Source organism: Neolewinella lacunae (assembly GCF_014349155.1).
Classification (GTDB): Bacteria; Bacteroidota; Bacteroidia; order Chitinophagales; family Saprospiraceae; genus Neolewinella; species Neolewinella lacunae.
The window spans coordinates 1-23343 of record NZ_JACSIT010000084.1; the positions used below are offsets into that span (position 1 = coordinate 1).

A 23343-nucleotide genomic window follows, 5' to 3' on the forward strand; every position below is an offset into this window, starting at 1 on the left:
GACCCAGAGGGTCTCGACCTATTAAGCGCTTGAGCCTCCCCGGTTGGCCAAAGTGAGTACGGCTGCGGCCTGGCTAATTAGACAGCCTACCACTAGGGGCTGTTAGCTGATCCTTATTCTCTGCGCTCCGGGGGACGGCTTAGTAGGGCATGGTTCCGCCGGTGATGCCCATGACTTCGCCGGTGATGTAGCTGGATTCCTGGGAGGCCAGGAGGACGTAGAGGGGGGAACATTCGACGGGTTGGCCGGGGCGTTTAAGGGCGGTTGAGGCACCGAACTGCTGGACTTTCTCCTGGGGCTGGCCGCCGGAGGGCTGAAGGGCCGTCCAGAAGGGACCCGGAGCAACGGCATTGACGCGAATGCCTTTTTCGGCCACTTGCTGGGCCAGGGACTTCGTGAAAGACACGATGCAAGCCTTCGTTTGGGCGTAGTCGAGCAGCGATTCGGAGGGGTCGTAGGACTGTACCGAAGCGGTGTTGATGATCGTTGCACCGGGTTCCAGGTGGGGTAGGGCGGCCTTGGTGATCCAGAACAGTGCGTATACATTAACCTTGAAGGTATTGTCGAACTGTTCGGTGGTCAGGTCGAGGATGGACTGCTGTGAGGTTTGCCGGCCGGCGTTGTTGACGAGGATGTCCAGTCCGCCGAGTTCCGCAACGGCGCCTTCGACCAATTGCTGGCAGAAGGATTCCTGGGAAATATCGCCGGGGATGGCGACGGCTTTCTGGCCCGCGTCCTGGATGAGTTTGATCACTTCCCGGGCGTTTTGTTCTTCGGAGGGGAGGTAGTTGATGGCCACGTCGGCACCTTCGCGGGCGTAGGCGATGGCGGCGGCGCGCCCGATGCCGGAGTCGCCGCCGGTAATCAGGGCTTTGCGTCCCTGGAGGCGCCCCGTACCTACGTAGCTCTCCTCGCCGTGGTCGGGCTCCGGGTCCATTTTATGGATGTCTCCGGGGCGGCTCTGCGGCTGGCGGGGAAAGGGTGGTTGGGGGTACTGGGTCAGGGGATTTTGTTTGGTCAGGCGGTCTGGGATGGTTTGCGTACTCACGTTTGGGGATTTTTGCGGTGAAAAGGTGACCAAAAGGGCACCCGCCGACTAGAACTTAGGGCTGGTAGGGCAAGTTCGTTCATTCCCGCATTGGGCGGTATTTGGATCGGGTTTTGGGTGTTTTGCAATCTTTTCCGGTGGGGCTTCGGCTTTTACCTTCCCTTGCTCCTAAGACGGACCGTGCACCTGCGGCCGCGCCTTTTGCATTGTACCGAAGGGGCTTATTGTTCGGCGGCGGTGCGCTCGTCAATGAGCAGCAGGGCAGGGTACTTCAGGCGGCGGTTGAGCTTGAAGGTGGAGAGGCGGTTGTGGTAGTAATACAGCAGGGCGAAATTATCGCAGACGATGCGACCTTTCCGATCGCGGTAGAGCGGCTTATCGATGTGGAAGGTGCCCATACTATCGATGCCATGGCCGACGATGGCGGCGGGGCTTTCGTAGATTTCGGGGGCTATCTTAGTGCGGTCTTCGAGGCTCATGGCCACGAGGAGATCGCGCAGCTGGGCGACGACGTCGTAGAGGGCTTCCTGATCGAAGTAAAAATCTTCGGGGGGGAGGCGGAGCAGGGCGTAGAGGTCGTGGCCCGGGAAAGCTTTTTCCAGCATGCCGAAGGCGGCGTAGCTGACCAGGTGGCTGGCCAGGACGATGCCATCGGCGTGGTAGCGTTCGACGATCTTTTCGCCCAGCATACGGGTGTACTCGTTTTCCCGCTGGTAATCCTTATTGATCTTGCCGAACTGATCGCGGAAGTATTCGCGGGTGGAGACCTGGTGGCCGTTTTTACTGTAGCTTTTGCCGTCGGCCTCAACGCGGTTACCGAGCACGTCCAGCGGCTGGCCGAGGGTGATGGTGATGCGGTTGCCCTTGCTGAAGACGCCCCAGACGAACTTAAGGATGGAGCGGAGGCTGTGGAAACTGTCCTGGGCTTTGATGTAGCGATCCTGGCCCTCCTTGCGCAGGTGTTGCTCAATGAGGAACTGCCCTTCGAGGACGAAGGGGTAGCTGAGGATGACGGGCACGATGAAGACCTTATCGTTGCGCCCATCCTGGTAGCGACCGCGCTGGGCTTCGACGGCGGTGCCGAGCAGGCCCAGCTTGAGTTTGGTTTCCAGGGCACCGGAGCGGGAGCGGGTCCCCCCCGGAAAGAACAGGCTGGGAACGCCGCGCTGGATGATGAGCCGGCTGAAGGTTTTCAGCGCGGTCATGTAAATGGGGTTTTGCTTGCGCCGGTCTACGCGGTAGGCCCCCAGGCGATTCATGAAGTAGGCGGTATAACCCGTATTATAAAGGTTAAGGCCGGCGCCGAAGGACATGGCGGGGAGGCCGGCCACCTGGTCCATGGCGTACCCGATGAGGATGGAATCGAGGTTGCTGAAGTGGGTGGGCACCATCACCACCGTACCCCGTTGGCTGAGTTCGCGGACCTGGTCCACGTAGCCCCGGACGAGCAACTTTTCCTGCAACAAGATTTTTTTGGAGAACAGGCTGCGGAAACTCCGTCCGTCGGCGGCATTGAGCAGGCGACCGAAGAAAAAGGTGAGGAAGCGGCGGGCGAATTTGAAGGTGGGGATTTTGAAATGTCCCACGATTTCGTCGGCGTAGCGGTGCACGACGCGGCCGAGGATGGTGCGGGTGGCGTTTTCGGCGGTGGTGGGCTCGTTTTCGTCGAGGGAGCGGGTGGCCAGCATTTTGGCCAGGCGCTTCCAGTACCGGCGTTCCTGGGGCGGGTCTACCTTCCAGGGTTCGTCCTTGGTGCGTTGTTGTTCGGCGAAGAGGGTCTTGCTGAGCAGCCCGTTGAGGTCGCGGCCGTGCTCTTCGAGAATGCGCTCGGTAGTGGCCGCTTCGAGTTCGCGGACGAAGTCGGCGCGGTCTTCGTGCAACTGGTTGATGGCCCAGGAGTGGATCTCGGGGGCGGTATGGGGGTAGCGTTTACCTTCGTGCTGGAAGGTAGCGGAGGGGCTGGCTGCGGCGGATGGGGTAGGGGTATCGGTCACAGTGGCGAAGATAGGGCAAATGCGCAGAAGGGGAACCGGGGGGCTTGGGGGGTGAAACCTGGTTTTGCTCCACCCTGAGCTCTGGGGTCAAGGCAGTTTGGAAATCAGGGAATAAGCGCCGGCTGGCAAGGGCTTGCCCCCAGAAATTTGGACCAACAGGCGTGTCTAAACACAGATGTTGGGCCGTTGGTACGGAGTCAGGAATTTTTTTTTGGCGACAAGTATACTTTTTTCGGCAATGTCTTTTGTACTTTTACGTCTACTTAAGCCTAAGGGCAGATTTACCTCATGAAAAAATAAACGACCTTCGCGTTGTCCCGGTGTGTTTTGGGTATCCCTCGTCATTTGCCTGACCGGGTCTGAACGCGTTAGTGCAGTTTGTTTTTCCACGGGGCTAGTGTCTCGGGAAGTAACCATTACGTGCTTCTCTTTTTTTAGAATAGCGTCTCTCAAATGTCAAATCATAACATTCCCTCCTTCGGGCGGTGTGCCCGTGCGTGTGCCAACCGCAGCACCCTGATCATTGCTTTGCAGCGAAAGATGGCCTGGTTGGTGGCTGGTCTCCTGCTGCTGTCTGGGTCTGCTTGGGGGCAGGGCAACGGCATGGGACGGCCCTTAGCGGATCCGGATCATCGGCAAGTGCCGGCCGTTTCAGCGGAGGTGGAAACGCCCCAGCGGTACGTGGAGGTAGAAATCAGTTTTGCGGGTCAGGAAGAGATGGAAGATTTTTTGCAGCTGGAGCTGGACTATGACCATTTCCATCCTTCGCTCGGAGCAAACCAGGTAGTGCTGCCGGCCCAGGACCTGGAAAAACTGCGGGCCGCCGGCGTACCCTACCGCGTTGTGGTGGAAGACGTTGCGGCGGCGGTCGACCGGAGAAATAAGGAATACCTGGCCAAAAACCCGATTGTGGCGCCGGAGAAATCGACGGCCGGATTCGAGTTGGGCAGCATGGGTGGGTTTTATACCTACGCCGAGGTTTTGCAGCAGTTGGATGAAATGAGGACCCTGTACCCCAACCTGATCACCGAACGTTTCAGCATTGGTACGAGCATTGAAGGGCGAACCATCTGGGCCGTCAAAATCTCCGACAATCCCAGTACGGACGAAAGTGCTGCCGAGGCTCCCGTTTACTTCGACGCTCTGCACCACAGCCGCGAGCCCGCCTCAATGGCTACGGTGATCAATTTCATGTTTCACCTGCTGGAGAACTATTCGAGCGACCCCGGCATCGGGTACATTGTCAACAACCGGGAGATTTTTGTGGTCCCCGTGGTGAACCCCGATGGCTACGAATACAACCGGCAGACCAACCCCAACGGCGGCGGCATGTGGCGCAAAAACCGGCGGGTCAATTCGGGTTCCTCCTGCCGGGGAGTCGACCTGAACCGAAACTACAATACGGACTGGGGGGGGGCTGGTTCCAGCTCAAACCCCTGTTCCGATTCCTACCGGGGCGCTTCGGTATTTTCTGAGCCCGAGTCGAGGGCCATCCGCGACTTCACTACATCAATCAATGCCCCCATTGCCTACACCACCCACACCTCGGGAGGCTACTGGCTGGGGCCGGACTTCAGCAACGGACAAACGGAATTTGCCATCCACGCGGAGCTGAACAGCGACTGCATGCACGAAAACGAATACATCTACGGAGACGCGGCCATTCTGCTGGGGTACGCCAGTGGCACGACGCAAAACTGGATGTACGAGGCTCTGGGCTCGCTTTCCTGGACGCCGGAAATTGGTACAACGGGTTTCTGGCCTACCATTCCAGAGATCATCCCCCTGGTCAACCAACAAATCAAGCCCTACGAATACGCGTGCTGGGTGGCCGGAGCACTGGCCGATTACCAGGGTTTTGAGGTGCTGAATGCGGAGGGATTATCCGTCGGGCAGCCGCTCTCCCTCGGGGTGCGCATTAAGAATAAGGGACTGAGCAAGACCGCCCAAAACGTGGTGGTCAGTCTTACTCCCGATAATCCTGGCGTAACCGTGGTAGCGGGCAGCCAGGCCTACGGCAACATTGCCTCCCGTGCTTTTGCGAGCAACGCCAGCCCCTTCACCTTTACGGTGGACCCTTCGGTTCCCGTGGGCACCGTGGTTACCTTCCAGGTGGTAGTGAGCCAGGAGGGCGTTGTATCAGATCAGGACCAGTTCCGCATCACGGTTGGCCAGCCCACTGTGCTGTTCAGCGACGACGCGGAAAATGGCAACGCGGCCTGGGTAAACGGTGGAACGGGGACCAACTGGCAGGCCTCCACGGAGGATGCCTACACGGGGAATGCGTGTTTTGTGGACTCTCCCCTTGGGCATTCAGCATCTAACAACAACCGCAGCTTTACGCTGGCGGCGCCGATTTCCCTGGTGGGTGTAAGCAACCCGCGCCTGGAATTTGCCGCCAAATGGGGTTTGCACACTACTACGGATTACGTCCGGCTGCAGATCAGCACCAACGGGGGCAGCACCTGGACTAACCTGAGCAGTGCGGCCATGGAAAGCATCGGGGGAGCCCCCGCTTTCGTGCGCAACGAACGCTGGACCCACCAGGTGGTCGATCTTTCTGCCTACAGCGGGCAGAGCATCCGCTTGCGCTTCCTTTCAGTAGCAAACTCCTCCCTGCGCTCCGACGGATTTTACTTCGACGATTTCCGGGTGGTAGGCTACGCCGGGATCAATCCTGCCACCTGTACCGACGGCATCCAGAATGGCGACGAAACGGGCGTTGACTGCGGTGGGAGTGCCTGTTCCCCTTGTCCGACCTGCACCGACGGCATCCAGAATGGCGACGAAACGGGAGTGGATTGTGGTGGTCCTGCCTGCCCCGCCTGCCCAAGTTGCAACGACGGGATTCTCAACAATGGCGAAACGTCCGTCGATTGCGGCGGCCCGAACTGCGCGGCCTGCCCCACCTGTACGGACGGCATCCAGAACGGGGACGAGACCGGCGTAGATTGCGGCGGGGCTTGTACGCCCTGCGAAACGGGCTGCGCCACGGTGGTCATCCTCACTGATGGGTTTGAGACGGGATACGGCAACTGGATTGATGGAGGAACGGATTGCAACCGCGTAAGCAGTAGCACCTACGCCAGCACGGGTGTTTTTTCCGTCGCCCTGCGCGACAACACCTCCTCCTCCGTAATGTCAACCAACAACCTGAACCTGGCGGGCTACGGAGAAATTACCGTAAATTTCTCCTACTACCCCGTCAGCATGGATAATTCCAGCGAGGATTTCTGGCTCCAGATATCCACCAACGGTGGGTCCAGTTACACAACGGTAGAAGAGTGGAACCTGGGCGACGAGTTCCAGAACAATACCCGCTACTTCGAGTCGGTGGTCCTTTCCGGCCCTTTCACCACCAATACCCGTCTGCGCTTCCGTTGCGATGCTTCGGCGGACAACGACCTGGTTTATCTGGACGACATCGTCGTTACCGCTTGCCAGCCCGGTACCAGTGCGCCCACCTGCTCCGATGGCATCCAAAACGGCAGCGAAACGGGAATCGACTGCGGTGGCCCCGACTGCCCGGCCTGCCCAAGTTGCTCCGACGGCATCCAAAACGGCGGCGAAACGGGTGTTGACTGCGGTGGCCCCAACTGTGTGGCTTGCCCGTCTTGCAACGATGGCATCCTGAACAACGGCGAAACGGCCGTCGACTGCGGTGGCCCGAATTGCAGCGCTTGCCCAAGTTGTTCCGACGGCATCCAAAACGGCGGCGAAACGGGTGTCGACTGCGGTGGCCCCAACTGCGCAGCCTGCCCCGTTACCTACTGCACTTCGAGCAGTTCCAGTACCCAGTACGAGTACATCCAGTCGGTCAGCATCGGTGGAACCAGCAACACTTCGGGCAATAACGGAGGCTACGGAAACTTTACGGCCAGCCCCATCCTGCCTTTAAATGCCGGTACTACGAATATCACCCTTGTACCCGGCTTCCAGGGAGGCGCGTACAACGAGGCCTGGTCGGTTTACATCGATTACAACGCCGACGGTGATTTTACCGACGCCGGAGAGTTGGTTTTCCAGGGCATCTCCTCCACTACGATTAATGGCTCTTTCGTGGTGCCGGGCGGACTAAGTGGAGTAAGTCGACTGCGCGTCCAAATGCAGTACAGCAACTACACCAGTGGCAGCTGTGCGGCCTATTCCTGGGGAGAGGTGGAAGATTATACCGTCAATTTCGGCAGCGGTGCCCGGCGCAATGCTCCGGTGTTGCCGGCCGTGGTACAGACGGAAGGCGAAACGCTTTCTCTCTTCCCCAACCCGGCTACTACGGACCTATTCATCCGTACAGGAAATCTCTCCAGCCAGGAGCCGGCCAACTGGCAAATCACCAATGCCGCTGGACAAGCCGTACGGGCGGGGATTGCGCAAAAGGACCAAACCGACCGCGGGTTTACGCTGGACATCAGTGCGTTGACCCCCGGTATGTATTACTTCACTGTCGTTACTTCGGATAAAAACATCACCCGCCGCTTTGTAGTACAACGGCGATAATTCTCGATACCAGTTCCTCAGTTACACCCTTATAGATTTACAGCCTCATGAAAAAAATTCAACCTTCGCTTCGGCCCAACCGGTCCGTATACCTTTCCCTGTTTGGTGCTGGCTTAGCGCTGGCTTTAGTACTGGGCTACGGGCAGGCGAAAAACCTTCTGGCGCACCTCCTGCCAGGGGGCGGACCGGATGGGCCCACGGCAGTACAAGATGGCGCATCGCTTGCCTTTGGGCCTAACGACCTGATGGTAAGCGTATTTGACGACTATAACAGTGACGGCACCGACAACGGCGCTGGAGAGCCTGGGATCAGCGGCTTGACGGTTACTGCCTACGATGCGGCAAATACGCCTACGGTATTTACGGATTCCGGGGATGGGAATTACCTGTTCACCCCCGGTAATGCCAACGTTTATCGGGTAGAAATCACGGGCATTGACGATGCTTTTGAGCCTAGCGTGGCCGGTGCCACTACCACCTTTTTCATGGCGCGTGGACAGACGGTAGCGGTGGGCTTGCACGTGCCCGATGAGTATTATCCGGGGACTGGAGTATTCCTCACCACGCCTTGTTACGTAGATGGTGCATCGAATGGCCCCAACAGTGGGGGCGACGTATTGGTAGTGGTGCCAGCCAGTGGCCTGACCACCGGGGTTGGAAACCGTACCCCAACTGAATATTTTGTGGCCAACCACAACGAGATTGGCGCCACTTTTGGCGTAGCCTACGCCCGGCAGGCCCAGACCTTGTTTGCCGCTGCATTCACCAAACGGCACACGGCTTTTGGCCCTGGCGGAACGGGGGCGATTTACCGGGTGGGGCTGACGAGTGCCACCGCACCGGTCACGGCTGCCGCTCCCACCACCTTCATCAACCTCAATACCCTCTTTGGTGCTAATACGGCGGGAGCAAACCCTCACCCCAATACTGCCGATTTTGACCGCGACCCTCTGGCTTACGATGCAGTAGGTAAAGTGGGTTTAGGAGGTCTTGCTTTCACCGAAGAAAACAACACTCTGTGGACCATTAACCTGGCGGATCGCCGTCTCTACGAAATGCCCCTCGGCGGCACGCGGTCTAATCCTACGGCACCCAGCGCCGCCGCGATTAGTCGTTGGCCCGCAACGGGTAGCCTGGTTGATTTACCCGGCCTACCGGGGACGCCTGCCGAGCGCGCGATCAACGTGCGGCCTTTTGCCGTTAAAGCACACCGGGGAGAGATTTACATTGGCGTGGTTTACACCGGCGAATCCACCGTCGTCCTCAATGGCGCAAACACCTTGGTAACCAACACCGGAGACCGGACGGTAATGCGGGGTTACGTCTATAAATTTGATCCCACGACGGATGTTTTCACCCAGGTGCTTTCTTTCCCTTTTAATTATATCCGGGGACAGGCCATTGACTTCTGTTCTAACAATGCCCAAGCCGAATTTTTCCCCTGGGCACCTGTGTACGATAAAAATACTTTTCAGACGGCCGTGATGGGCAATAGCGCAGTCTCTGGAAGTTTACCTCCCGAAAGGGCCTACCCACAGCCCTGGATTACGGACCTGGAATTCGATGAAAATGGAAAATTGCTCATTGGGGTCCGCGACCGTTTTGCCGACCAGCATGGCTTCAATAAACTACCTCCAACCACCGCTACGGCCGACCCTAATTTACGTTTCAGCGCCGACGGTGCTGGTGATATTTTGGTAGCCTCTCCAGCGGTTAGCGGTAATGGCACTTACGTCCTGGAAAACAATTCGGGCAACGGTGTCGGCGGCGAACCCTTCGGCCCAACGACCGGCATTAACAAACAGGAAGGTCCCGGCAACGGCGAATTCTTCTTCGACGACCGCTACCGGCCAGCTGATGCTACTCCCGACGGACCTACCCGCCCCAACTGCTCCCTGGATGTCAACGATATGGATCCCATTCTGGAGCCCACCCGAGAGCAGGGGCACGATGAAGTCTCCCTTGGCGGTCTCTTTCAGTATAATGGCACCCTCAATTTGTTGCTTTCTGTCTACGACCCCATCAACGCATTCGATGATTTTAACCAGGCAGGCTTTATGAGTTTGAGCACCATCAATGGCTCCCGGCAAGGGGCGGCCTTGGTATATGCTTCGCTGGATTTTAACGCTGGCACGCCCGATAACCCTGCTACCTTCGGTAAAGGCAACGGCTTGGGCGACGTTGAGGGTGTTGCTCCGGCAGCCCCCCTGGAAATTGGCAACCGCGTTTGGCTCGACGTCAACAACGACGGCATCCAGAACCCGGGCGAAAACGGCATTAATGGGGTACGGGTGGAACTGTTCAAGGACATTGGTGGCGTAATGACCAAGGTCGCCGAAACCACTACTGCCGCTAGTGCTACCCAGGGGGATGGTGCCTTCCGCTTCAGCAGCAGCCCGGCCCAAACCTGGTCCAACGGCCAAACACGGGTACTGCCAGATATGAACTACGAAGTGCGCGTCAGCCTGGCCAATTTGCAGTCGGTCAACGGCAACATCATTGCTTTTGCTACGGCCAACGCCGGAGGTAATGCCACCAACAACAACAAAACGGACTTAAGCGATTCTGACGCCAATACCAGCGGGGTCATTGCCGTCCGCACCGGTCAGCCCGGAGACAACAACCATACCCTCGATATTGGCGCGGTAGCTTGTAACATTGCTATCGCCAGCGCCTCGCCCGGCACCTGCGTCCCCGCCACCAATACCTACACGCTGGACGTGGAAGTCACCTACGCGAATATCCCCAGTGGCGAAATGATTGTCATTACCACCAGTAATGGCGCCAACCAAAGCTTCACCCCGGCGGCCGCCAGCGGCACCGAAACGTTTACGTTAACGGGCCTGGCCAGCGATGGCGTGGCCGATATTGACGTCACGGCAACGTATTCCACCAGCACCGTGTGCACTGCGACCCTCGCCGATGCCTACGATGCACCCGCAGATTGCACCCCCGTCTGTTCCCTGGACATTACCCGGGTGGATATTCAGTGCACCAACGGAACCACCTTTACCGTCTCTTTTGACGTAGAATGGGACTTTTTGAACGCACCATCCGACGTGATCGAGGTTTCGGTCGGCGGTATTGCACAGACGAGCATCAATCCCTCCGCTGCTACGGGCATCCAGTCTTTCGGGCCCATTTCCGTTGCCGGCCCCGCCTACGATGTACTGCTGAGCGCGGCTTTCCAGGCCACTGCGACCTGTACGGCGACGTCGCTCGTTGACCTCATTGCTTGCACCGACCCTTGCGCAGGCGAGTTGGGCGGCAACGTCTTCAACGATTTCAATAACGATGGCGCGGACGCAGGTGCAACGGAAGTCGGACAGGGCAATGTCCTGGTAGAAATCTACGAATGCGATGGCGCTACACCCGTAGCCACCACTTACACCAACGCCAACGGCGACTGGAGCGTGGACGACAGCGGCTTTACCTACCCCGTGCGCGTCGAATTCTCTACGCCGTTGCAGGATTACCTCCAGCCCAGCTACGCAGGTGCGGATAATGGTACCGACGTTCAATTCGTGGATGCGCCTTCTTGTGAGGTGGATTATGGGGTGATTGATATTTCTCAATACTGTAACGAGAATCCACTTGTTGCCGTAGTGTGTTTTCCCCGGAATACAGATGGCTCCGCTGAACCAATTGTTGTGTTCGTTGAAACCAATGACGCACGCAATTGGCCTGGCCCTTCAATTGCCGGTGATACCGATGGTCGCTGGGGAATTCCAGCGGGAGCCACGGCTGCCAACTACCCCGCTGTAGCCGAAGTTTTTGCCACTAAAGTTCAGGTGGAGACCACTTTCGGACTAGATTGGGATGCGGACAACTCCAGGCTTTATACTGGCGCATACATGAGAGCCTTTGCCTCAATGGGTTCGAACTCGAGTTCTAATGGCTTCGCAGAAGGGGCCATTTACGAAATTCCTATTGACTTGGCCAACAGCACCAGCACATCCGCGCAGATGTGGTTGGATCTGGAAACCCTTTTGGGAGACGGTATCGCTGGAACCTTTATTGCGGATGCCGTATTTCCAGGGCCGGCGGCCTATGGCGTAAATAGTCTTAACCCGAACCAGATTGGATACACTGGTTTGGGCTCGATCAAGGTCTCGAATGATAATAGCGAGCTATACGTGGTCAATTTAGCTACCCGCGAAGTACTGGTCATCCCAATCGGACCCAACGGCGCTGCTCCCACTACCGCCGCTGAGATTAAACGCTTCCCTTTGCCCACTTCCCAATGCGGTGGCACTTTTCCTGATGGACGGCCATTGAGTGCTGTATTAGGTCTCGGAGTGCATCCCGAGTCCGGTAGAGTTTACGCCACACTTACCTGTACGGGGCCTACCATCGCTGACGTGACGGGGCACGTGTACTCTTTCGATCCTTCTGACGCGACGCCCTCTGCGGCTGATTTCAACCTCGAACTGACTATTCCTCTCAATATTAACCGGCCTGCCTCCAGCCCCAATTCGAATCGTTTCTGGGGGCAGATCGGCCACCCTTGGGAAACGCTCATTCCGAGTGCAGTATCCTATAATAATGATCCAACAATTGGTGGTACCGCCTTTAATCCTCTCCCGCGAGAATTGGTATCTCAGCACATTCAGCCCTGGCTCGGTGAAGTGGGTTTCGCCCGGCAAAACGACGGCACCTACGCAATGGTCGTTGGGGAGCGCAACCGCTACCATGATGTCATCAATGGTTCCTTCTACGTTGCGGGAGGCGTATTTTTCAGAGCGTGTGGAAGTGAAGGAAATTGGTCGCTAGAAAGTGGAGGCAGTTGCGGTAGTGCAACTTCGTCTGTCGCCTACACCATGAGTGGCACTAGGGCCGGTCAGTACGTGAGTGATCAAAACCAATTCTTTTACTACGTCGGCCGGGAAGGAACGATGGGGGCCGGGACGGTAGATATTCCTAAAGGTACTTCCGAAATGGTCATTCCTGCCATGGATAACCTTTTTAATTCTTCGACCTCTGGATTGAGTTGGTTGAGCACTGTCGATGGTGGGAGGCTGCGTGATGTACGCATACTCGGAGACTTTTCGCCTGGTGGATTCAATAACACAAACTTCACTAAGGCCAATAACTGGGGAGCTATAGCCGCACTCTGCGAAAATCCCCCCATCCAAATCGGCAACTACGTTTGGGAGGATGCCGATGAAGACGGCGTACAGGACGCTTGCGAGGATCCCATAGCCGGCATCCCCGTCTCACTGTACAACAAAGCCACCATGGCTTTCGTGGATGTGCAAACCACCGGGGCCAACGGCGAATACTACTTCAGCGACGTTGACCCCAATACGGAGTACGCCATTGTCTTCGGTTACGACTACACCAACATGGCAACCACGGGCCTCTGGGATGAAACCGCCGGAGAACTGAAAGTGGGTAATATTCCCTACGCATTGACCCAAGCCGATAACGGGGAAGGCAATAGCCAGGATCTCAACGACTCCGACGCCACGCTGATGGATATGGCGGGCCTGACTGGTTACCCCATCATCAGCTACACCACCGGAACGGAAACCGATCATACGCTGGACGTGGGTCTGGTCCGGCAACCCAGTATCGAAATTCTCGATCCCTGCCAGTGTTTCGACGTAGAATACGACGCCCCTGAAACTGATCCGCTGGAATTCCTCGATTCCATCAAAGTAACCGGACCCGCAGGCCAAACCTGGCGGGTTGTGGCCCAGGTTGGTATGGAAGTAGTGGATTCCTTCATGAACCGTCCGATTCCGCTGGATACGGTACTTCGGGAGATTATGCCTGGAATGTATACCCTGAACTTTGCACATACCAGCCGGAGAGGCTACCAGGTAACGGTGGAGAACAACCTAGGTCAGCAACTGACAATCGGCGCCGTTTGCAATAACCCCGCCATTACGGTGACTCCGTTTAATTTGACGCCACTCTGTAACGTAAATACGGACCCCGTTCAGATCGTCAGCTCAGCGCGCCTGAACGGCATGGAAGTTCCCGGTACGTTCACTTACGAAATCATTGAGGAACACTACGCAGAGACGGGTACGCCGATCACGGAAATCGACGCCGATGCCTACCCCGATGGTACCATCCTGCTGATCCGCGGCCGTTACGTGCCGAGTGATCCCCAATACTGCCCCCATACCTTCGTGTACGAAGTGGAGATACTGACTTCCGCTTGCCCCTGCGAAAATATCCAGGACGGTGACGATTTGGGAGGTACGGCCTTCATTGACCAGAACAACGACGGAAGCATGACGGGTGACGCCGGACAGGAAGGGGTAGTTGTCCGGGTATACGACTGCGACGGTGAACTGGTTTGCACGACCGTAACCAACGAGAACGGAGATTGGAATTGTCAGGACCTCAACCCCGGCGAAGATTACCGTGTGGAATTCAGTTTGCCCACGGATGGCAGCCTGGCTAATCTCCAACCGAGCTACGCCGGAACCGATAACGGCACGAATGTTCAGTTTGTCCAACCAGGAACCTGCGAAGTCGATTACGGGCTGGTGGACGTAGAAGAATACTGTAACGATGCCCGCATACTCTTGCCTTGTTACGAGAATGGATCGGGAGTAAATAACTCCAATCCCGTGCTTATCCAACTAGGATATGGTGCTACCGGAATGGGAGCAAATGTCTATCCGGTTGATGCGGTAGCTAGTACCAACGGTTCTCTCTGGGGGCTTTCCTACAGCAGAAAGCTACAGATGGCCTACACTTCTGCCTTCCTAAAGCGGCAGGTGGGTATTGGTGAACGTGGCTATGATGGTATCTACGTGTACGATTATTCCAATTCATCCGTGGGTGCGCTCGTCGGAGGATTCGACTTGGAAGGTGTCGTTCCGGCAAATGGCGGAGCGGCGATTTCCTTGGGTACGGTCACCCGCAGCCTGATTCCGAGTGGTTCGGGTACTGGCGACAATGAGTTGTCCGCAGACCGGAACCAAGCGTCACGGGATGCAGATGCCTTTGCTAAGGTAGGCAAGATCAGCTTCGGTGATATTGATGTTGATGAGGCAACGAATACGTTGTGGGTAGTTAACCTTAACCAACGTACACTCCTCTCCATTGATCTCGACCAGGTTACCCCAAGTGCGAACGTGCCCAACACCCTCCCTTCTGCCGCAGTGAATGCCTATAATATTCTGGGCGGTGGTACCGGTCCTACCATTAGTGGAGCGCCATTGTGTATCAATGGAGAATTACGGCCATTTGCGCTTAAAATTAAGGGCGGTATTGGTTATTTGGGAGCCATATGTGACGCTTCCGGTTCGGCTACTATTGACGGCCCGGCGGAGCAGACGGCTTACGTTCTCTCTTTTGACGTCAATAACCCGACTTCCTTTACCGAGGTGCTGAGTTTTGGGCTAAACTATCCTCGCGAAGTATCGTGGCAACCATTTAGTCCCGGACCAGGCTTCGATCCTCTGGAATCTGACCAATGGCAACGGTGGATGGATAGCTGGAATCCGGCAGAAATCAAAACGGGTATTGGAGGTCTTTTTGACGGGGCTCCACAACCGATCCTGTCCGATATTGAGTTTTTGGAAGACGGAAGTATGGTTTTAGGGCTGATGGACCGGTTTTCTATGCAGCAAGGTTGGGACAATTTGATTCCTACTTCCGGTTCCAGTCAGCTGGCGCTTGCGGTCAGCCACGGTGATATTCTTTTGGCTTACCATACAGGCCTGGGTTACGTGTTGGAAGGCCCGAACGTGAATGATGTTCCTGCTACTCTTCCCGGAGGCGCAGTCAGTGGTGAAAAAACCAATGATGGTCCATCCAGAGGCGGCGAATTCTTCTTCGGTGATCGTTACGTTGGCTCAGATGCAACCCACCCGGAAACAGCAATGGGGGGGCTGGCGGTACTCCCAGGAAGTAATGAGGTGACTGCTGTATCGTTTGATCCGTTTGCTTTTAACAGCATGGGCGTGCGTTGGCTGAGTACCGCAACTGGTGCCCAGACCCGTGCTTACCAGATATTGGCCGGGGGCAGAGCTGCCTTTGGCAAAGGTTCCGCACTGGGAGATGTTGAGTTGATTTGCGACCCGGCACCGATTCAAATCGGCAACTACGTTTGGATCGACACCGACGAAGACGGCGTCCAGGACCCCTGCGAAACACCGGTTGCGGGCATACCCGTTTCTTTGTATAACAAGGACACGGACACGTTCGTGGATGTCCAGACCACTGGCGTAAACGGCGAATACTACTTCAACGATGTTGACCCCAATACCAACTACGCCATTGTTTTTGGGTACGACCATACTTCAACGGTTACGGACCTGCTGTGGGATCCTGTGAATATGGAAATCCTCATTGACGGATTGCCCTACGGCCTCACCGCAGCGGACACCGGAGAAGGCAACAGTCCGGATCTCAACGACTCCGACGCCAGCCTCATGGACATGGCCGGGCTCACCCAGTACCCCATCATCAGCTACACCACCGGCACGGAAACGGATCACACGCTGGACGCAGGCCTGATCTCGCTGTGTATCCCGCCCTCGGCAACCTTCGTCCCCATCCCCGGAGACTGCAACGGAATTATCATCAATAACAACGGCCGCATTGTCCTCACTACCACTACCGACGCGGATAAATATGGCGTCAGCGCACCCGGTGCCGCCACCTATGATGGCCCCGATTACGACGCTGCCCCCGCTATCCCCGTTCTCTACGCCGATATCGTGACCAACGTGCCGAACGCTGGCGAAACCTACATCGTCCGGATCTTCAATGGCGACAATGGCTGCTTTACCGACTACCCCGTTGTAGTGCCGGTAGCCAATTGCCCCATCGACCCGCAGGGCTTTATCTACTGCGAAGAAACCGGCGAAATCATCACCGGCGGCAGCATCAGCGTTAGTGGTCCCGGAACCTTCGTCATTACGCTTGACGGATCCACGGGAGAATACCAGTTCTTTACAGATGGTACGCCCGGGATCTACACCATCACTTATACGCCGCCCGCTGGCTATACGCTCAGTGCCAACCGTTTACCCGCAGGTGTGCTGGATCCAACCGGACAACCAGACCCCTTCCTCGTAGGTGCAAGCAGCGCCGATGGCCTGGTCCTCGATGATTTCACTGCCGGCGCGAACCCTTTCTACCTGGAAATCAACTTCGCTCCGGGAGACCCCGAGGTATTCACCAACAACATCCCCCTTCAGGGCTGTTCCGTAACCCTGGGCAGTACGGTGTTTGAAGATGCCGAAAACAACGGCGTTCAGGACGCCACCGACAGTGGTATTGCCGGTGTGCTGGTACAACTCTTCAGTCCTGGTCCCGACGGTATGGTCGGTGGTGGCGACGATGTGGAAATCAACGTGGGCCCCGACGGCATCCGCGGCACGGCCGACGATGCTCCCGGCGGAATGCCTACCGATGCCAACGGCGACTACTTCTTCCAGGGGCTTGCAGCGGGTGATTACTACGTACAGATTGGTGCGGCCAACTTCGGCCCGGCCGGTACCCTGGAACTGATTCCTTCCTCCTCCAACACCACCAGCGGCACCTTCGCTGGCGAGACGGACCCCGATGATAACGTGGACAACGACGACGAAGGCACCCAGCCCGGTGGCGGAGGCACGGTAGTTACCTCCGGCATCATCACCCTGAGCGCCAACGCGGAACCCACGGATGCCACCAGCGAAACGGCCCAGGGCAATACCCAGGACAATACCACGGGCAACACCGACGACGACAATGGCAACATGACCCTCGACTTCGGTTTCTTCGCCCCGGTAGCCGTGGGAGACTACGCCTTTGTAGACCTGGATATGGACGGCACCCAATCCGCCGGAGACGAGGTCCTGCCAGGGGTAGTCGTTACCCTCTACGACAGTGAAACGATGCTGCCCTACGCCGGCACCGACGTCAATGGCAACCCCATCACCCCGCTCACGACTGACGCCAACGGACTGTACCTTTTCAGCAACTTGCCGCCAGACGATTACTACGTCGTGTTCAACATCGCCGGAATCGATAATGCCGATCTCTACGACTTTGCCATGCCCAACGTTGGCGGCGATGATGCCCTGGATTCGGACGCAGCCCCGCTGAATGCCTCCGACGACACCGCCCCGAGCGGCCAAACCGGCTTCCTCAGTTCAGGAGAGGAAGATCTGACCCTCGACGCAGGGGTAACCTGTGCCATCACCGTAGAGGTATCCGATCCGTTTACCATCTGTTCCACCCAGCCGATCGACCTGTTGGCCGGGGCATCCGTTGCACCAGCCCGTCTGGGCGGGGCATGGAGCACCCCCGACGGTACGGGAACCTTCACCGACGCCAGTGGAACGCCGCTGACGGCACCCTACGCGCTGGGCACCGCCGCCAGGTACCTGCCCAGTGCCGCCGATGCCCGCCGTGGTTTCGTAACCCTGACCCTGACGAGTGGAGATCCTGGCCTGTTGGTGCCCCCCAGCAGCTGCGATCCCGTCAGTGCCAGCGTTCAAATCGAAATCCTGAAGGTGGACTGTGGTTCCTTCTTCTGGAATGGAATGGATTAGGGCGCTTCGCTTGAATTTTGAACCACTAAGAACACCAAGAGGGACTAAGGAATCTTCCCCTCTTAGCGTTCTTGGTGGTTCAAAATCTTAGGGTGTCTTAGTGGACTTAGTGTTCTTAGTGGTTCAAAAAAACCTGCGCAGCAGTTCCTTCCCCATTTGTCTTTGCACCTCTTCGTGTTCTTAGTGGTTGAAAATACCTGCGTAGCAGGCACAAAAGCTTAATGGTTCAAAAAAAGCTGCGCAGCAGCCTCAAACCTTAGTGTGTCTTAGTGGACTAAGTGTCCTTAGTGGTTCAAAAAAGCTGCGCAGCAGCCCAGTTAAACAAAGAAATTTAATTTAATGCATTGTTTTTCAAGTACTTAACCTTTCTATTTTCAGGCAAAACCTGAGGAACATTCCCGTAACCCTGGCCCGAATTGGTTAGGGTTACTTTTTTTTGCAACGGCTTTTGCCACCGTTCAGCGGAAAGCCAATTCAATTGATATGTAATAAAAATAAATTCGTCACTGACTGGCTTTGCCGGGCAGGCCAGGGGGATAGGGCGCAACTTTGTGCCAGTAATCCCAAAGTCTCATGTTCATATTTCCCGTTTATCTCAGTATTGCGTCTGTTTTTCTCCTGGTGGGTCTGGTTGCAGACCAGGCCCACCGTGGAGGAAGACGTCGCAGCCCGGGCCCCACTGGCGTAGTGCACCGGGTAATGTTGTGGATTGATTACGCCATTGTGATTGTCTGCCAGATCCTGGTAGTGGTGGCTTATGCGCTGCAGGTGGACTTTCTGCAGCTGCTCCACTGGCCGGAAACTACGGCGGCGTGGCTGGCGGCGGCGCTGCTGTTTGCGGCTTGCTTCCTCGGTAAGCAGTATGTGCTGAAGGCGCTGGCGCGTACGTCGCTGCGGACGTGCAGCGGGGGGCTGGCCAGTCCGGGTGGAACCGCCTTACCGCTTTGCGACGTGCTTTTCTTTTTCCCTCTTGCCGTGCTGGGCATTCCTACGGTAGTATACGTTCTGGGCAAAGCGATCACGCTGTTGCTCCCCGTAGTGATCAGTAGCCCAGCGGTGGAAGTGGCGCGCGAAACCGTCGCTTCCGGTCGGCAGCGCTACGCTTAGCCTTAGGCTGTTTAATTAGCTAGGCCGCAGCCATCCTCACTTTGGTCCATTCGTTGGGGGCTCAACCCCAGATCAACCGGGGGAGGCTCAAGCGCTTACCAGGTCGAGACCCTCTGGGTCGTAGGAGAATACGCCACTGTGCCTAGCTCGATCGACCCAGAGGGTCTCAACCTAGGCAGTCTAACGCGCGTACGGGCTCACCCCAATTAATTAGACAGCGCTACGCTTAGCCTTTCAGCAATCCCCCCAGCAAGCGCAGCGCATTGCTCACGGTAGCCTGGCTGTCCACGGGGATCTTGAGGTAGGTTTTTCCCGTAGCAGTATCCGTTTCGGTGATGGAATTAACCAGGTCTTGGGTGGCATTGGCGTCGGAGAGGGTGCGCGTGAGCCGTTCCAGGAAACCGACGCCTTCACTGACGAGGCTGGCGGCGCTTTCAGCCGGAGCGGCTCCATCGGATGCATTACTGCCAGCGGGAGCCTGGCCCGCCGGAGCGGGGGAAGGCTGACCAGCTTCGGTTCCCGAAGAACCTTTATTAGGCGGTACGTGGCTGGGTTGGTCGGGGGACTTACTATCCTGGCCATCTTCAGCTTCCGTTTGCCAATCGGGTGCGGCGGAATCCCCACTTTGGCCTGCGGCCTGGCCGACGGGGTTTTCCAGGTCATCGTCGGAAACCGGTTCGCCGGGCGTTGCGGTGACGGGGGCATCCTGCACGCGCTCCAGGTTTTCCATAAAGTCGTTGAACTTACGGTCGGACATAAACACGTTGTCCTGCCCCGTATCGAGCACCGCTTCGGCCAGCTGGGATTTGAAGCGCAGGGTATGCACCATCCGGTGTTCAATCGTTCCTTCGCTGATGAGGTTAATGACCTGCACGCCCCGCTCCTGGCCCAGGCGGTGGACGCGGCCGATGCGCTGCTCCAGCACCGCCGGGTTCCAGGGCAAATCAAGGTTGACGATGAGGGCCGCCCGCTGCAGGTTGAGGCCTACGCCCCCGGCATCGGTACTCAGAAAAACGCGGCAGGCGTCGTCTTCCCGAAAACGATCGAGCAAGGCTCCCCGGTCTTCGCTCGGGATGCCACCGTGGAGGTAGGCGTAGTCAATGCTTCGGGCTTCAAGTTCCTGGCCGACAATCCGCGTCATCCGTTCCCACTGGCTGAAGATGACGACTTTTTCCTGGGGGTCCGCCAGGCGCTCTTCGAGCAAAAAGAAGAGTTCGGCGATTTTGGTATCGTGGCGGGTTTGTTGGTCTACGAGGTAAGTGCTGTTGCAGGTCATCCGCATCAGGGTCAGGCAGTTCATGAGCCGCTGCCGGTCCTTTTCGTTCAGGAAACCCATGCGCCGCCACTTGGCTACGAGCAGGGCCACGTCCATGTTGTAGCCTTCGTGCATCTCCATTTGTGCCGCCGTCATCGGCACCAGAAAATGCTGGTCTACGCGCGGGGGCAGTTGCTGGGCCACTTCTTTTTTGCGGCGGCGGATCATCAGGGTGGCCAGCTTGGCATTGATTTCTTCGAGGTAGCGGTAACCGCGCACAACGCCCTGTTCGTCGGTCGCCACGTGTCGCGCGTGCAGTTTCCAGAGCGGGCCAAGCCGGTACTGATCGAGAAACTGGACGATGGAGTACAGGTCTTCCAGCTTATTCTCCAACGGCGTTCCCGTCAGGGCGATGCGGTTGGGTGCCTCCAGTTTTTTGACGGCGTGGGCGATTTTGGAATCGTAATTTTTAATGCGCTGCGCCTCGTCAAGGATGAGCAGGTCGGGCAGCTGATCGTTGAGGTAGGTGAAGTCGCGGGCGACGACGTTGTAGGTGAGGATTTTATAAAAGTGGGCGGGGTCGGCGTATTGTAAGCGACGCTGGGGCTGGGGGCCTTCGATGACGGTCACGCTGCTGTTGGTGAATTTGCGGATTTCCGATTGCCACTGGTATTTCAGGGAGGTGGGGCAAACGATGTACACGCTGCTGATGCCCATTTCCTGGCGGAAAAGCTCGGCGGCAGTGATGGCCTGGAGGGTTTTGCCGAGCCCCATTTCGTCGGCAATCAATGCGCGGCCGGCGCGGAAGGCAAACAATGCCCCTTCGCGCTGGTAGGGATAGAGGGTGGCGCTGATGGCTTGGTCCAGCCGCCGGGGATCGGCCGCAATCCCGGCGGCTTTTTGCTGGCGGCGGGCGTCTTCGCGGCGTTCAATGATTAAATCCAGGGCGTCGGGGTAACAACGGAAGCCTTCGTCGAGGGCATTGGCCGCTTCCACAAACTGATCGATGGCCAGCCAGGCCGAGGGCAAAATGCTGCCGTCGTCCGCGAAAAAGCCAGCGGCCAGCTGGGTGAATTTATCCCTTTGGGTGCTGCCGATGCGCAGCCGGAGCACAGGCTCGCCAGTAGCGTAATCAACCGACAACGAGCTGTAGGGCTGCGGGCCAAGGGGGCCTTTTTTAAAATGCTGTTTATTGCCCCAGGTATTTTTTAGTTTTTCCAGCGTCCATTCAATGTGCTTGCAGGTGCCGAGCTGGTTGGTGCGAAAATCGTAGCAGCTGCAAAAATTATCCCCCGGCTCCAGGCCGCGGATGGCCACGCGGTAGCTGCTGCGGCTATCGGGGTTGCGGACGGCAAAATCCGACCACACGGGGTGTTTACCCTGGTTTTCGAGTTTGAATACCTGGGCTTGCCCGAATTGGCGGCGCAGGGCCAGCTGCCAATCGCGGATGCTGAGGTCTTCCGGCTGCTTGTGGTAACTTACTTTTTTGGCTTTTTTAGCTTTTTTGGGGGTTTGTGCTTTGGCCATCGGGCTGCTGTTTTGAGGGTGGTAAGATAAGGGAACCTGGGCAGGATTTTGCGGAGGAAGGGACAGCTGGGGCCCAGACTTCCCCCGCTCCTTCAATAATTCCTCGCACCTGCGGCCGCGCCCCAATCGATTTTGGGCTTGTACTTCCCAAGCTTGGGCTAACTTTGCGCCAAAGCCAACCACCATGCACCAGGGCCTGCGCCAGACCGATTTGACCTTCGATCCACCCGCCAGTTTTTACCGCGGAAAGGTGCGCGATGTGTACCGCCGGGGCGATCAATTGCTGATGGTGGCCACCGACCGGATCTCGTCGTTCGACCACGTGTTGCCCAAGCCCATTCCGCATAAAGGGCAGATCCTCAACCAGATAGCGGTCCACTTTCTGGAGGCGACGCGGGATATTTGCCCGAATTGGCTCGAGTTTTCGCCCGACCCCAACGTTGCCATCGGCAAGGCCTGTGCGGCCATTCCCATCGAGATGGTCATCCGGGGTTACGCCGTGGGGCACGCCTGGCGGGTCTACCAAACGACGCGGGATAGGGCGCTGCCGCAGGTGCTGTGTGGGGTTGAGATGCCGGGCGGGATGCGGGAGAACGACGCCTTTCCGGAACCGATTATTACCCCGGCCACCAAAGCCGAGGAGGGCCACGACGAAGACATCAGCCGCGCCGAAATCCTGGAGCGGGGCCTCGTGACGCCAGAAGTGTACGCCCGCCTGGAAGACTACACGCGCCGCCTCTTCGCCCGCGGCACCGCCATGGCCGCCGAGCGCGGCCTCATCCTGGTGGACACGAAGTACGAGTTCGGCCTCCTCAACGGCGAAGTCTACCTGATCGACGAAATCCATACCCCCGATTCGAGCCGCTACTTCTACGCCGAAGGCTACGCTGAACGCCAGGCCAGCGGCGAACGCCAAAAACAACTCTCCAAAGAGTTCGTTCGCGAATGGCTGATGGACAACGGCTTCCAAGGCCTCGAAGGGCAGGTGATGCCGGAGATGCCCGACGACTTCGTCGACCTCGTTACCCGCCGCTACACCGAACTCTACGAAACGATTACGGGCAAGACTTTTGTCCCGGCCGATACGAGTGATACCCTCGGTCGCATCCGCGCCAACCTGGCGGGGACGAACTGGCGGGTGGTGTGAGGTCAAGACGTTTTACGTCGCAGCAATGCTTGAGCCGTTCCACGGCTCCACCCTTTTTGAACCACTAAGGGCACTAAGAGCACTAAGTACACTAAGTTTGGGGCTGCGCCGGGCAAGGCTTGAGGTCAAAACGTTTTACGTCGCAGCAATGCTTGAGCCGTTCCACGGCTCCACCCTTTTTGAACCACTAAGGGCACTAAGAGCACTAAGTACACTAAGTTTGGGGCTGCGCCGGGCAAGGCGTGAGGTCAAGACGT

7 protein-coding genes are annotated in these 23343 nt (G+C 57.4%); 4 read left to right on the forward strand and 3 right to left on the reverse strand.

Features of this window, described 5'->3' with window-relative positions; all coding sequences use genetic code 11:
- Positions 1 to 139 precede the first annotated feature (139 nt).
- Both H9S92_RS07330 and H9S92_RS07335 read right to left on the reverse strand, forming a co-directional pair.
- A complete protein-coding gene (locus H9S92_RS07330) occupies positions 140 to 1048 on the reverse strand; it encodes an SDR family oxidoreductase (protein WP_187466063.1) in 909 nt (302 codons plus the stop codon).
- A 221-nt stretch (positions 1049 to 1269) separates the two neighbouring features.
- Positions 1270 to 3042 carry a 1-acyl-sn-glycerol-3-phosphate acyltransferase gene (locus H9S92_RS07335; RefSeq protein ID WP_187466064.1) on the reverse strand — a complete coding sequence of 591 codons (1773 nt, stop codon included), beginning with the start codon at positions 3040 to 3042 and terminating at the stop codon, positions 1270 to 1272.
- 453 nt (positions 3043 to 3495) lie between these two features.
- On the opposite strand from H9S92_RS07335, the gene H9S92_RS07340 reads away from it, so the two are divergent.
- The 3 genes from H9S92_RS07340 to H9S92_RS07350 all read left to right on the forward strand — a co-directional run bounded on the left by H9S92_RS07340 (position 3496) and on the right by H9S92_RS07350 (position 19157).
- Positions 3496 to 7539: a M14 family zinc carboxypeptidase gene (locus H9S92_RS07340; RefSeq protein WP_187466065.1), complete on the forward strand. Its 4044-nt coding sequence runs from the start codon at positions 3496 to 3498 to the stop codon at positions 7537 to 7539.
- A 47-nt stretch (positions 7540 to 7586) separates the two neighbouring features.
- On the forward strand, positions 7587 to 18050 hold the full coding sequence (locus tag H9S92_RS07345) for an SdrD B-like domain-containing protein (protein WP_187466066.1): 10464 nt from the start codon (positions 7587 to 7589) through the stop codon (positions 18048 to 18050).
- A gap of 573 nt (positions 18051 to 18623) precedes the next feature.
- Positions 18624 to 19157 (forward strand): hypothetical protein, encoded by a 534-nt coding sequence (locus H9S92_RS07350; RefSeq protein ID WP_187466067.1) that lies wholly within the window; start codon positions 18624 to 18626, stop codon positions 19155 to 19157.
- A 226-nt stretch (positions 19158 to 19383) separates the two neighbouring features.
- Here H9S92_RS07350 and H9S92_RS07355 read toward each other — a convergent pair whose 3' ends face one another.
- Positions 19384 to 21939: an SNF2-related protein gene (locus H9S92_RS07355; protein ID WP_187466068.1), complete on the reverse strand. Its 2556-nt coding sequence runs from the start codon at positions 21937 to 21939 to the stop codon at positions 19384 to 19386.
- Between the two features lie 184 nt (positions 21940 to 22123).
- Between H9S92_RS07355 and H9S92_RS07360 the strand changes: the two genes are divergently transcribed.
- Entirely contained in the window at positions 22124 to 23086 is a 963-nt protein-coding gene (locus H9S92_RS07360) for a phosphoribosylaminoimidazolesuccinocarboxamide synthase (protein WP_187466069.1), read from the forward strand.
- Positions 23087 to 23343 lie beyond the last annotated feature (257 nt).

Excerpts from the sequence above, each read along its gene's own strand:
- H9S92_RS07340 (WP_187466065.1), top strand. The coding sequence starts at position 3,496 with ATGTCAAATCATAACATTCCCTCCTTCGGGCGGTGTGCCCGTGCGTGT.
- H9S92_RS07345 (WP_187466066.1), top strand. The coding sequence starts at position 7,587 with ATGAAAAAAATTCAACCTTCGCTTCGGCCCAACCGGTCCGTATACCTT.
- H9S92_RS07350 (WP_187466067.1), top strand. The coding sequence starts at position 18,624 with ATGTTCATATTTCCCGTTTATCTCAGTATTGCGTCTGTTTTTCTCCTG.
- H9S92_RS07355 (WP_187466068.1), bottom strand. The coding sequence starts at position 21,939 with ATGGCCAAAGCACAAACCCCCAAAAAAGCTAAAAAAGCCAAAAAAGTA.
- H9S92_RS07360 (WP_187466069.1), top strand. The coding sequence starts at position 22,124 with ATGCACCAGGGCCTGCGCCAGACCGATTTGACCTTCGATCCACCCGCC.